This is a genomic window from Vibrio sp. 1727, from assembly GCF_033344415.1.
GTDB lineage: Bacteria > Pseudomonadota > Gammaproteobacteria > Enterobacterales > Vibrionaceae > Vibrio > Vibrio alginolyticus.
The window spans coordinates 465,872-478,890 of sequence record NZ_JAWPOT010000001.1 but is presented as its reverse complement, the minus strand read 5'-3'; the positions used below and the strand labels follow the sequence as shown (position 1 = coordinate 478,890).

The following is a 13,019-nucleotide window of genomic DNA, read 5'->3' as shown; positions in this document are numbered from 1 at the left end:
CAAAATTATAAGAGTAAATATAATGAAAAAAGCCGCTCTCCTTTCCATTACTTTGCTCGGCTTAACCGCTTGTAGCCAAGGAGTCACAACCATGACGGATCGTTCTCAATCACCTTGTGGTGACAAACCAAACTGCGTCTCCACCCAAGACACGCGAGAAAAATACAACCTAACGCCATTTATCTTAGTTGATTCAGCGAACATCGACGCTATTGAGCAAGTTGCGCTTGAACTGCCAGGCGCGAAAACCGCGGTGAAAGAAAGCAACTACCTTCGTATCGAGTGCACATCTAAAATCATGCGCTTCGTGGATGACCTCGAACTAAAAATAGCAGGAGACCAACTGATTGTGCGCTCGGAATCTCGTGTGGGCTACTCTGACTTTGGCGTAAACAGAAAGCGCGCCGATCAATTACGAGAAAAGCTCACTCAAGCTAAGCTCATCAAATAGAAAACTGCCAACGGGGAGTGCTATACTCTCGGCCAACTAAAATATTTACTTAAAGAGAGTGTTATGAAAGTTGGTATCATCGGTGCGATGGAACAAGAAGTGACCATCCTGAAGCAAGCAATTACAAACTGCAAAACTGTAAATAAAGCGGGTTGTACGTTTTTCTCTGGTCAAATTAACGATGTCGAAGTCGTCGTACTACAATCGGGCATCGGTAAAGTTGCAGCGGCAGTGGGCACGACAATCCTTCTTGATGAATACCAACCAGACGTTGTGATTAACACAGGCTCTGCTGGCGGTTTCGATTCAAGCTTAAACCTTGGCGATGTAGTTATCTCTACAGAAGTTCGTCATCACGATGCAGACGTAACCGCTTTTGGTTATGAAATTGGCCAAATGGCCGGTCAACCAGCTGCATTCAAAGCGGATGACAAGCTAATGGACTTAGCCGAAAAAGCCCTAGCACAAATGGAAAACACTCATGCGGTTCGCGGCCTAATTTGTACTGGCGATGCGTTTGTTTGTACTGCTGAGCGTCAAGAGTTTATTCGTAAACACTTCCCGTCAGTTATCGCTGTAGAAATGGAAGCATCTGCTATCGCTCAAACTTGTCACCAATTCAACACGCCGTTTGTTGTTGTGCGTGCAATCTCTGATGTCGCTGATAAAGAATCACCAATGAGCTTTGATGAGTTCCTACCTCTAGCAGCAAAAAGCTCTTCCGAAATGGTATTCAAAATGCTGGAACTCATTAAATAAACGACTCATTCATGGAAGAAGTTTTTCAGTCATTTTATGCCAACGGTGCGCTCCTTATAATGTGGGGCGCACTGATCTTGCACCTTCTAGTGCCAATCCCCAATTCAGCGCACCCCATCACTTTATGGCGAAAGCTAGCAGAACAGCTAGCTAACAAAGTGAACAATAATCACAATTACTCACAGAGTGTAATCTCAGGCAGTCTTGCACTAGGCTTGATGCTGTTTCCTTGCTTGATATTACTGATTGCAGTAAAGCCATTTGTTTGGCAAATCCCTTTATATGAACTGGTTCTATTGATCATTGCGCTAGACTGGCGCAACAGCGAAACGTTAACGAAACAGCTCGTAACTAGTATGTCTTCGGAAGACAAAGCTCAGTGTCGAGCATTACTGAGACCATATCTTAATCGCGATACTGGTAGCCTCTCGATCGTTGGCATAGGTAAAGCTGGCTCAGAAACCCTGATTATGGGATACAGCCGCAACGTGATCGGCGTACTATTTTGGTACGCACTAACAGGTGGTATTGGTGCGCTAATGTATCGACTCACAACAGAATTAGCGCGAGTGTGGTCCCCTAGCCGACGCCAATATTTGCCCTTTGGTAAACCTGTGATTCAACTGGTTGCTACTCTGGATATTATTCCACTTCGTCTCTTTGCCATACTTTTAGCTGCCGGAAAGAATACAAGTAATGTGCTCTCTGGAATACAACAGCAAGCGAAGTCTTGGCCCTTACCAGGACCTAGCTGGGTGTTATGTACTATCGGACACAAACTACAACTGTCTTTATGCGGCCCTGCTATCTATCAAGGTGTGCGTGCAGAGCGCGCAAAAATCGGTGGGCGCATTGCGCCATCGGCTATTCACCTTTCACAAATACATACGCTGCTCGTTTGGCGCGTCCTGGCTTGGATCGCAATCCAAAGTTTGCTTTTAGGAATAATTTATCAAGGATTATGATGAATAAATTATGCTTCGCATTAACGCTGTTTGTTTCGACAGCGACCTTCGCTCAACCCGCTCAACGCATTATAAGTTTAGCTCCACATGCCACCGAAATTGCCTTTGCAGCAGGGCTAGGAGACCAGCTTGTTGCTGTCAGCGAAATGAGCGATTATCCAGAACAGGCAAAGCAGCTAGAAAGAGTCTCAAATTATCAAGGAATTAAATTAGAGCGCATTATTGCTCTTCAGCCGGACTTAGTGATTGCTTGGCCAGCCGGAAACCCCGCTAAAGAGTTGGAGAAAATTAAACAGTTCGGTATTCCTATCTATTACTCCACTACAGGTTCATTAGAAGATATCGCCAATAATATTGAGCAACTCAGCCAATACAGCGAAACTCCACAAGTAGGAAAAAAGGCCGCTGAAGATTTTAGAACGCAGCTGAGTACACTAAAAGAACAGTACAACACGAACGAGAAAGTTAGTTACTTTTATCAGTTGAGTGAAAAGCCTATCATCACTGTCGCCGGAAAGAACTGGCCAAGTGAAGTCTTTACTTTTTGCGGTGGTGAGAACATTTTCGCCGCATCTAGCGCGCCTTATCCTCAAGTTAGCATCGAGCAAGTCATTACTCGCCAGCCAGAGGTTATTTTTACTTCTCGTCACGCAATGAGTAACGATGGTATGTGGACTGAGTGGAGTAATGAGCTTCTTGCTCTTAAAAACAAACACATCTGGTCCCTAAACTCTGATTGGATTAACCGTCCCACACCACGCACATTGAACGCGATCAAAGAAGTGTGTGAGCACTTTAAAAGCGTTCGTCAAAAACGCTAACGATTTCGTGGCAAATACCGTACAATTTCCGCCCATTTTTTCTCACACTATTTAAAGGTACTAAGTAACATGGACTCCATGCTGCTTTATATGATCGATTTGTTCGGTACCGCTGTTTTCGCCATCTCTGGCGTATTACTGGCGGGCCGTTTAAAAATGGATCCATTCGGCGTTATCGTGCTCGGCAGTGTGACTGCTATAGGTGGCGGAACAATCCGAGACATGGCGCTTGGTGCCACTCCCGTATTTTGGATAACAGATACGACTTACTTATGGGTGATATTTGTTACGTGTCTACTAACCATGCTTGTTATTCGAAGACCCAAGCGACTCTCATGGTGGGTATTACCCGTTTGTGATGCCATCGGTCTCGCTGTGTTTGTGGGAATAGGAGTAGAAAAGGCACTCGCCTACAATGCATCCGGGATGGTCGCGGTGATAATGGGGGTTATTACTGGCTGTGGCGGTGGCATTATACGAGACGTGCTGGCTCGCGAAGTTCCTATGGTATTAAGAAGTGAAGTCTATGCTACGGCATGTATTATTGGCGGCATCTTCCATACGATGGCGGTAAACATGGGATATGACCACTCAACGGCTTTGCTCGCTGGTGTAATCTCAACGCTCATTATACGTCTCGGTGCGATTCGTTGGCATCTATCCCTGCCAACTTTCGCCATTAACCGTTAAACACCAACAACATCACTCACCATGGAGTCGACCAAGTGTCGGCTCCTCTCATTTATGCTCATTTGATTCGCCAATTCTTGGGCAATTCGCTAAATTATCTCAACCATTCCTAACTTTCATTAATCATTATGTTGCTTGAAGGTATTGAAACGTTACTTGTCCTCAGTAAAGAAAAAACCATGAGCCGCACGGGCAGTCAACTCTATATTAGTCAATCTGCCGTGAGTAAACGTATTTCAAATCTAGAGAAGAAGTTAGGAAAAAAATTAATAGAGCCAAATGGTCGGCACATAAAGCTGACCTCCGATGGCCTTGCGCTCATCAACACGATCGAGCCAACGTTCAATGAGTTAAGAGGTCAGATCTATGATCAACAACAAATAGAAGATACTTCTTTGATCAAGATAGACTGCTCTGAAACCTTAGTCGCTGGATACCTCAGCATGATCATGGCAGAACACTTTGCCCATGATCAGTACATACGAATATCGACCAATCATACGCCACGCATTATTGAGAATGTGAAATCAGGCAAAGCAACATTGGGATTTTGCGCTGGCTATCTACCACCTCATCATGGATTAATGAGCCTTCACCTCGCCGATGAACCTTTCTCAATTGTCAGTCGACATTCACTTTCACAACTACCTAAAGCTATTTTGACCAATGACCTAACTAACCCTGCCAACACATATCAACAAGCTATTTTATCCAAACACGGAATCGAACCTTTGATGGAAATGGATTCGTATACTGCGGCAGCACAACTGGCTTTGGGAGGTATGGCTCCCGCTTTAATCCCTAAATCTATCCTAACGACACTTAATATCACATCTAAGTTCTGCTATGACTTTGAAGAGCTAGATCAGTTAGTTCGACCAATACATATCTGCTTACGTCACAGCACATATCGTAGCGAACGAGTTAAAGCACTGACAGAATCCATTGCTGATGTTGTTGCCAAAGAAGTTTCGTTGCCATAAGCATCGACATCACTATAACTAGAGGACGAATCCATTTTTGTCCTTTACTTACCACGACCTTCGCTCCTAACTGAGCACCAAGAAAACCGCCAACAGCCATGGTTAAGCCAAGCTTCCACACGGGCAACCCAGCGAAGATAAAAAAGAGTAGTGCCGCAATGTTTGACGTGAAATTGAGAATTTTGGTTCTAGCAGTGGCTTCGACCAAAGAAAAGTGACCTAGTGCAACAAAACAAACAGTAAAAATAGATCCAGTCCCAGGGCCAAAAAAGCCATCATAGAAACCGATCCCGCCACCAATGCATAGCGCAAACATCGCTTCAGATAACTTTGGTTCTCCATCGATTTTTCGCGTACTTGGCGCGAGTAAAAAATAGAGGGAAATGGCTATCAAAAGAACAGGGATCAAACTGGTGAGTACGCTAGCATCAATAAACTGAACAGCCTCGGCACCGATCGCTGCACCAATAAAAGTACAGAGTATCGCGAAACGCATTTCCTTTAGGCTGACAATACCGTTACGCACGAAATACCAGCTAGCAGAGAAACTGCCAAACGAACTTTGTAACTTATTGGTTGCTAGAGCTTGAGTCGGACTTAACCCCGCAGCCAAAAGCGCAGGGAGTGTAATGAGCCCTCCCCCACCAGCCATCGCATCAATAAAGCCTGCGGCAGTCGCAACCAAAAATAAGGCCAACAAAATCTCAACCGTGATTTCCACTACACTTCCTTTTTGAAGAGGTATCAAAGAGGAAGAAACGGTAGCATTTATTCACAAAACTACCAATGGAAAGTCAAGACACCAATCTATTCCTAATTTTCATAGAATTAATGCTTAAACTTGACTCCAAACTTTTATATAAAATTTAGTTGTCAGAAAGAATTGAATCACTGTCACAAATCTATTCCTGATAATGAGATCAAACGCTTACCTTTAAATATAAAACTAGACGAATATGAAAGATCTGTTCAGCATGTAGAGTTTACATTGTCAGCGCTCAAGGCCCGATATCTGAGGAAAATACATGACTAGCAACTACCCTTTATCACGACATCAATCCTCAAAAAATAGTGGTAGTATAAGCACCTACCCACTTTATAAATCAAATCATCAACATCGAAATCAAGAAACCATTATCTTATCTATCGAGAGCTTCGATATCGTTGTCAAGAACAATGTAAAAGATAAAGCGAAATTAGAACGTTGGGAAAAGATAAAGGGAATGTTTGAAAATACAGCAAACTATTATGCTACAGGACAGGACTTAGTTTTTATAACCAACTTATCAAACTATTTGTACGGAAATAATAGCTCTGTTATCGTTAAAAATTATTCTGGAGCTCCACATATCATACTCACAGGCTCCCCTGCTATGCACTCAAAGCTTTCTGGATTAGGAAAATTTCTTCCCACTCCAACTGTGGCAAAGTTCGCTGTTGGACCAGAAGGGGCATTACAATCCATTAGAAGTGGGGGCATAATAACAATTATCTTAATATCCACATACAGAGTGATTGACTTTTTCCTCAATGACCGTCAAACCTTAGCCAAACTATTTGGTACTTTAGCTAGTGATATAATCACTATCGGGTTATCGTCAGCTGCAGCAGCTATATTTGTAAACTTTGCCGCAGCAGTGGGTGGCAGTGTTGTAACTTTAAGTGCTGGCCCATTATTAGGGGCTATTTTGATAAGCTCGGCTGTAGGTCTTTTATTGAATAGAGAAAATGATAAACGAGGTTTAACACAGAAGTTAATAGCCTCTATAGATATTTACTTAAAGCAAAGAGATATAGAAGCAAAGAGAAGAGCAAAAGAAGAATATAATGAGATTCAACGTAAAACTCAAAGTATGATTTTCTCGCAAGAAATACAGCGAGGTTTGTTACGATGAAAAAAGGGAGTTACGACCGAACGCAAGTGTTTTTTTATTTAATAATTTTATTAGCATCAGCAATATCACTGTTAATATATGGTTTTGATGGATTGTCAGACTTTTATCTTAACATCTATAATAATGAAAGTTATTCATCTTTTGATCAAGCTGATATTTTGATTATAGGCTCTAGTTTGATCTTATTTGAATGCTCTAGAATGTCCGTAAAAACATTAAAATCAAATAATTTCCTAACTAAAAGTGAGTTTAAAAGCTCTAGTAAGATATTCCTAACTATATCGGTAACTAGTTTTTTTCTTCTTTATCCCTCGCTACTAGCAGCAGATGTTTTTGCAAAAAGTAACGGATACTCTCTTGATACTGAAGAATCAACTTATAACTTAGTCCTAGAAAAAAGAACATATCGAAGCACTCCATAGTTAGTATGTCTTTAAGCTCGACACTGCTTATTTTAACTTTTTCTAATTACCTATCTGCTTAAAGAGTTATGGTCGGCTTAATACCTCAGTCCTACAGCATTAATTTTGTTGCAGCAAGTGGTAGTTCTATTGCTTCATCTTTGGGCACATTGCTTGCCATCATTAGCTTAATGATCTTCAAAAGCAAAGCATACCAATCGTTCCTAGCACACTTTAATGCTCTTCATTTTAGAAAAACCTCGATATAAAAAAGCCCGCTCAAATGAGCGGGCAATGAGGTTGTCATGTAAGCCCTGATTAATGAGCTTACTGATTTTTATCTGTTACGCGTCTAGACTCGCTTTCACTTTAGCGTGTAACTCTTGAACCGAAGTTACTGACGCTTTTGCGTCTGCAGTATGAGACATACATGTAGCGAACGCTGCATTCAGTGTCGTTGTGTAGTTCACTTTTTCTGCCAGTGCACCACGGCGTAGAACTTTCGAATCTTCAATCGCTTGACGACCAGCAGCCGTGTTTACGATGTAGGTGTATTCGTTGTTCTTGATGCGGTCAAGAATGTGTGGACGACCTTCGTGTACTTTGTTTACCAAACGTGGGTTAATACCCGCTTCGCCCAGAATTACAGCAGTACCGTGTGTCGCATCCAACTGGTAACCCAGTTTCACTAACTTAGAAGCTAGGTCAACAACACGCTCTTTATCACCTTCACGTACAGACAGTAGCGCACGACCACCTTCAGGATAAACCGCACCACAACCTAGCTCTGCTTTCGCGTAAGCTTCTGCGAACGTTGCACCCACACCCATTACTTCACCTGTTGAGCGCATTTCAGGGCCCAATAGAGGGTCAACACCAGGGAATTTGTTGAACGGCAGAACCACTTCTTTCACTGAGTAGTAAGGAGGGATAATCTCTTTAGTAAAGCCTTGTGACTCTAGAGATTGACCCGCCATTACACGTGCAGCGATTTTCGCTAGAGGAGCGCCTGTCGCTTTCGATACGAATGGTACCGTACGAGCAGCACGAGGGTTCACTTCAATTAGATAAACGTCGTTATCTTTCACAGCAAACTGCGTGTTCATCAAACCGCGTACACCGAGTTCGAATGCTAACTTCTCAACTTGCTCACGCATCTTGTCTTGAATTTCCTGACTTAGCGTGTATGCAGGCAGTGAACATGCAGAGTCACCAGAGTGAACACCCGCTTGTTCGATGTGCTCCATGATACCGCCGATAACGACGCGTTCACCGTCACAGATAGCATCAATATCAACTTCGGTTGCATCATCCAAGAAACGGTCTAGCAGAACTGGAGACTCGTTCGATACGCTTACTGCTTCGTTGAAGTAGCGACGCAGGTCTTGCTCGTCGTATACGATTTCCATCGCACGACCACCGAGTACATAAGATGGACGAACAACTAATGGGAAGCCAATTTCTTTCGATTTCTCAACCGCTTGCTCCATCGTTGTTACTGTCGCGTTTTCTGGCTGAAGTAGACCTAAACGGTCAACAGCGGCTTGGAAGCGTTCACGGTCTTCCGCACGGTCGATAGCATCTGGGCTAGTACCAATGATTGGCACACCAGCCGCTTCTAGAGCACGAGCCAGTTTAAGTGGCGTTTGACCACCGTACTGAACAATCACACCTTTTGGTTTTTCAACGCGAGCGATAGACAGTACATCTTCCAGAGTTACTGGCTCGAAGTACAGACGATCAGACGTATCGTAGTCAGTAGATACCGTTTCTGGGTTACAGTTAACCATAATGGTTTCGTAACCGTCTTCACGCAGCGCAAGTGATGCATGAACACAACAGTAATCGAATTCGATACCTTGGCCGATACGGTTTGGACCGCCACCAAGAACCATGATCTTATCTTTGTCTGTTGGGTTTGCTTCACATTCTTCATCGTAAGATGAGTACATGTAAGCCGTGTCAGAAGAAAACTCTGCTGCACATGTATCCACACGTTTGTAAACCGGATGAATATCAAACTGCTCACGAGCACGGCGAATTTCACTTTCAGCGACACCAAGCAATTTAGACAAGCGCGCATCAGAGAAGCCTTTGCGTTTCATCTGACGAAGCACTTCTTTGGTCAAACCTGCGTAGCCGCCAGCCTTGACTTGCTCTTCGAGTTTTACAATTTCTTCGATTTGAACCAGAAACCAGCGGTCGATTTGAGTCAAGTTGAACACACCGTCGACTGACATACCCGCTCGGAATGCATCGGCGATGTACCAGATACGCTCTGCACCTGCTTCTTTAAGTTCGTGACGAATCTTAGTCAGTGCATCTGGTGCTTCAAGATCGACCATCTCATCAAAACCAGTTGCGCCAACTTCTAGGCCACGCAGTGCTTTGTGAAGAGATTCTTGTTGGTTACGACCAATCGCCATTACCTCACCAACCGATTTCATCTGAGTTGTCAGACGGTCGTTTGCTCCAGCAAATTTCTCGAAGTTAAAGCGAGGAATTTTAGTTACGACGTAGTCGATAGTTGGTTCGAATGATGCTGGTGTTGCACCACCTGTGATGTCGTTTTGTAGTTCGTCTAGCGTAAAGCCAACAGCCAGTTTCGCGGCAATTTTCGCGATTGGGAAGCCTGTTGCTTTTGATGCTAGCGCAGAAGAGCGAGATACACGCGGGTTCATCTCGATGATGACCATACGACCATCTTTCGGGTTGATACCAAACTGTACGTTTGAACCACCTGTTTCAACACCAATCTCACGTAGAACGGCTAGCGATGCATTACGCATAAGCTGGTATTCTTTGTCAGTCAGTGTTTGTGCTGGAGCCACCGTGATTGAGTCCCCCGTATGGATGCCCATTGGGTCAAAGTTCTCGATTGAACATACGATGATACAGTTGTCCGCTTTGTCACGAACGACTTCCATTTCGTACTCTTTCCAACCGATTAGTGACTCATCGATAAGAAGTTCATTGGTCGGAGATAAGTCCAGACCGCGACGACAGATTTCTTCAAACTCTTCTTTGTTGTACGCGATACCACCACCAGTGCCACCCATGGTGAACGATGGACGAATGATACAAGGGAAGCCAACCATATCTAAAACTTTGTAAGCTTCTTCCATGCTCTTCGCTGTATCTGCGCGAGGACACTCAAGGCCGATAGACTTCATCGCTTTATCAAAACGAGAACGGTCTTCCGCTTTGTCGATTGCATCAGCCGTTGCACCAATCATCTCTACGCCAAACTCTGCGAGAACGCCGTGCTTCTCTAAATCTAACGCACAGTTAAGTGCTGTCTGACCACCCATAGTTGGCAGAACTGCATCAGGACGTTCTTTCTCGATGATCTTGCGTACAACTTCCCACTGAATCGGCTCGATGTAAGTCGCATCTGCCATCTCTGGGTCAGTCATAATCGTTGCTGGATTAGAGTTAACTAGGATAACTCGGTAGCCTTCTTCGCGAAGAGCTTTACACGCTTGTGCGCCAGAGTAGTCAAACTCACATGCCTGACCGATAACAATCGGACCAGCACCAAGAATTAGAATACTTTGAATGTCAGTACGTTTTGGCATTATCTACTACTCCGAATTAAGCGCTGTGTTTTTTGATTAGTTCGATAAAGTGGTCAAATAGCGGTGCCGCGTCATGTGGACCAGGGCTCGCTTCTGGGTGACCTTGGAAGCTAAATGCTGGCTTGTCTGTGCGGTGGATACCTTGCAAAGAGCCATCAAATAGCGATACGTGAGTAGCACGTAAGTTTTCCGGTAATGTTGCTTCATCTGCCGCAAAGCCGTGGTTTTGCGAGGTAATCATCACAACGTTACGCTCTAAATCTTTTACTGGGTGGTTTGCACCGTGGTGACCAAACTTCATTTTCACCGTTTGCGCACCTGATGCTAGCGCCAGAATTTGGTGACCTAGACAAATACCAAAAATTGGCAGGCCTTTTTCTAGGAACACTTTGGTTGCTTCAATCGCGTAAGTACATGGTTCTGGGTCACCAGGGCCGTTTGATAAGAATACGCCATCTGGATTTAGTGCCAAAACTTCTTCCGCTGACGTTTCTGCAGGTACAACCGTTAAGCGGCAGCCGCGGTCAACCAACATTCGTAAGATGTTGCGTTTTGCGCCGAAGTCGTAAGCGACAACGTGGTATGGCAGCTCGCTGTCATCTTTCGCCTCTGGAAGTCCACCTTCAAGCGTCCACGAACCTTGCTTCCATTGATACGCTTCTTTTGTTGTAACTTCTTTCGCAAGGTCCATTCCTTTTAAGCCTGGGAATTCTTTTGCTTTCGCTAGTGCCAAAGCTTCGTCTAGGTTGTTGCCCGCAACAATACAGCCGTTTTGAGCACCTTTTTCACGCAGGATACGAGTGAGCTTACGAGTATCGATATCAGCGATGCCAACGATATTTTGAGACTTAAGATAATCAGAGAGGGATTGTTCGTTACGGAAGTTAGAAGCGATTAGAGGAAGATCGCGAATCACAAGGCCTTGTGCATGAATGGAAGAGGATTCTTCATCTTCGGAAGTGGTTCCGGTATTGCCAATGTGAGGATAAGTGAGAGTGACGATTTGCTGAGAATAGGAAGGATCAGTGAGGATTTCTTGATACCCCGTCATCGAGGTATTAAAAACGACTTCACCAACGGAAAGACCATCTGCCCCTATGGACACTCCGCGGAACACTGTCCCATCTTCTAGGACCAACAGTGCTAATTTACCCAAGACAACCTCCAGAATAAAAATGCAAAAAAAATAAATCAAACTGCAAACATGCCTTCCTTTACCTATAAAATCTACATAAATAGGTATTTCAGACAAATTGGCGGTATTCTAAAGTTGGACTCGAAACCTGTCAACCTACAATCAAAAATAAATGATTAATTTCTAGCGAGTAAGGTCATTTTGAATCAGTAAGGCCCAAAAAGATAACTTTTACATGCTATTACATAGAGAGGCATAGAGGTTTAATGAATTTTACAAATTTGAACTTTTTAGAGATCACAAAAAAGTATTGGTTTTTCACGCAAACGTTCACCCAACAAAAAAGACATTAGTTTTTAGACATCAAAACCCAAAACACCCACAAAACAACCAAAACAACAACAAAAGTAAGCACCAAAATACTTTCTGTTAGAATCATTTCATTTACAAATAATTCTATAGATATAAAAAAGCCGGCTACAGCCGGCGAATAATTATGTATTTAGAGTTCATTCAATCCCAAAACATCTGTCATGGTATAAAAGCCTGCTGGTTTGGCACTCAACCAAACAGCGGCCTTGACGGCGCCATTAGCAAACGTCATGCGATCGGTCGCTTTGTGCGTTATCTCCACTCGTTCCCCGATATCAGCAAACATGGCTGTGTGCTCACCGACAATATCGCCAGCGCGAATTGTAGCAAAGCCGATCTCATCTTTAGTACGTTCACCTGTGATACCTTCTCGCGCATAGACAGCTACATCATTCAGCTTGTTGCCCATCGCACCAGCAATGGCTTCCCCCATCCCGATAGCGGTACCAGAAGGAGCATCAACTTTATGACGATGATGTGCTTCGACAATCTCAACATCACAGTAGTCGCCCATCACTTTGGCTGCTTTCTCAAGAAGCTTAAATACTAGGTTCACACCAACAGAGTAGTTAGGAGCCATGACAACAGGCACTTGCTTAGCGGCTTCGTCAATCAGTTCACGCTCTGCATCACTGAAACCAGTCGTCCCAATCACAATACTCTTTCCATGCTTCTTACACAGTTCAAGATTCACCAACGTACTTACTGGGGCAGTAAAATCGATGATTACATCAAAATTATCGACGTCTTTAGCAAGATCATCCGTTAAGAACACATCGAATTTGCCTTCACCACAAAGTTCACCGATATCGACACCGACAAGTGAGGACTCAGGTCGTTCTGATCCCGCGCTCACTGTCGCCTCTGGGTTAAGGTGTGAAGCTTTAACCAAATTACGGCCCATTCGGCCTGCTGCTCCTGCGATTGCAATACGAACCATTGCGCTTTCTCTCCTTCTCTGGATAACGA

At 43.9% G+C, this 13,019-nt stretch carries 12 protein-coding genes; 8 read left to right on the top strand and 4 right to left on the bottom strand.

Annotation, left to right across the window (positions count from 1 at the left end):
- Positions 1 to 22 precede the first annotated feature (22 nt).
- The 6 genes from R8O10_RS02250 (at position 23) to R8O10_RS02225 (ending at position 4,669) form a co-directional block, all read left to right on the top strand.
- Complete coding sequence (locus R8O10_RS02250) at positions 23 to 451, top strand: DUF1499 domain-containing protein (RefSeq protein WP_025768418.1); 429 nt, start codon at positions 23 to 25, stop codon at positions 449 to 451.
- A gap of 63 nt (positions 452 to 514) precedes the next feature.
- Complete coding sequence (gene mtnN / locus R8O10_RS02245) at positions 515 to 1,210, top strand: 5'-methylthioadenosine/S-adenosylhomocysteine nucleosidase (protein WP_005381837.1); 696 nt, start codon at positions 515 to 517, stop codon at positions 1,208 to 1,210.
- Positions 1,211 to 1,221: 11 nt separating this feature from the next.
- Complete coding sequence (locus tag R8O10_RS02240; protein WP_250654287.1) at positions 1,222 to 2,175, top strand: cobalamin biosynthesis family protein; 954 nt, start codon at positions 1,222 to 1,224, stop codon at positions 2,173 to 2,175.
- Positions 2,175 to 2,996 (top strand): vitamin B12 ABC transporter substrate-binding protein BtuF, encoded by an 822-nt coding sequence (gene btuF, locus R8O10_RS02235; protein WP_237306520.1) that lies wholly within the window; start codon positions 2,175 to 2,177, stop codon positions 2,994 to 2,996. Before R8O10_RS02240 ends, btuF begins: the two co-directional genes overlap by 1 nt.
- A 69-nt stretch (positions 2,997 to 3,065) precedes the next feature.
- Entirely contained in the window at positions 3,066 to 3,686 is a 621-nt protein-coding gene (locus R8O10_RS02230) for a TRIC cation channel family protein (protein WP_005387377.1), read from the top strand.
- Positions 3,687 to 3,814: 128 nt separating this feature from the next.
- Positions 3,815 to 4,669, top strand: a complete 855-nt coding sequence (locus tag R8O10_RS02225; protein ID WP_017821479.1) for a LysR family transcriptional regulator — start codon at positions 3,815 to 3,817, stop codon at positions 4,667 to 4,669.
- Here the strand turns inward: R8O10_RS02225 and R8O10_RS02220 are convergent.
- The gene (locus R8O10_RS02220; protein WP_005381847.1) at positions 4,611 to 5,390 is read right to left on the bottom strand and encodes a TSUP family transporter; all 780 of its coding nucleotides are present in this window, start codon (positions 5,388 to 5,390) and stop codon (positions 4,611 to 4,613) included. The genes R8O10_RS02225 and R8O10_RS02220 overlap by 59 nt on opposite strands.
- A 304-nt stretch (positions 5,391 to 5,694) precedes the next feature.
- Here R8O10_RS02220 and R8O10_RS02215 point away from each other — a divergent pair, with 304 nt between their 5' ends.
- Both R8O10_RS02215 and R8O10_RS02210 read left to right on the top strand, forming a co-directional pair.
- On the top strand, positions 5,695 to 6,564 hold the full coding sequence (locus R8O10_RS02215) for a hypothetical protein (RefSeq protein ID WP_017633622.1): 870 nt from the start codon (positions 5,695 to 5,697) through the stop codon (positions 6,562 to 6,564).
- Positions 6,561 to 6,986, top strand: a complete 426-nt coding sequence (locus tag R8O10_RS02210; protein ID WP_017633621.1) for a hypothetical protein — start codon at positions 6,561 to 6,563, stop codon at positions 6,984 to 6,986. Before R8O10_RS02215 ends, R8O10_RS02210 begins: the two co-directional genes overlap by 4 nt.
- 323 nt (positions 6,987 to 7,309) lie before the next feature.
- Here R8O10_RS02210 and carB read toward each other — a convergent pair whose 3' ends face one another.
- From carB to dapB, 3 genes are all read right to left on the bottom strand, one after another.
- The gene (carB, locus tag R8O10_RS02205) at positions 7,310 to 10,543 is read right to left on the bottom strand and encodes a carbamoyl-phosphate synthase large subunit (protein WP_005381854.1); all 3,234 of its coding nucleotides are present in this window, start codon (positions 10,541 to 10,543) and stop codon (positions 7,310 to 7,312) included.
- 16 nt (positions 10,544 to 10,559) lie between these two features.
- The gene (gene carA / locus R8O10_RS02200; protein ID WP_017821483.1) at positions 10,560 to 11,699 is read right to left on the bottom strand and encodes a glutamine-hydrolyzing carbamoyl-phosphate synthase small subunit; all 1,140 of its coding nucleotides are present in this window, start codon (positions 11,697 to 11,699) and stop codon (positions 10,560 to 10,562) included.
- 481 nt (positions 11,700 to 12,180) lie between these two features.
- The gene (gene dapB / locus R8O10_RS02195; protein WP_213912406.1) at positions 12,181 to 12,990 is read right to left on the bottom strand and encodes a 4-hydroxy-tetrahydrodipicolinate reductase; all 810 of its coding nucleotides are present in this window, start codon (positions 12,988 to 12,990) and stop codon (positions 12,181 to 12,183) included.
- Positions 12,991 to 13,019 lie beyond the last annotated feature (29 nt).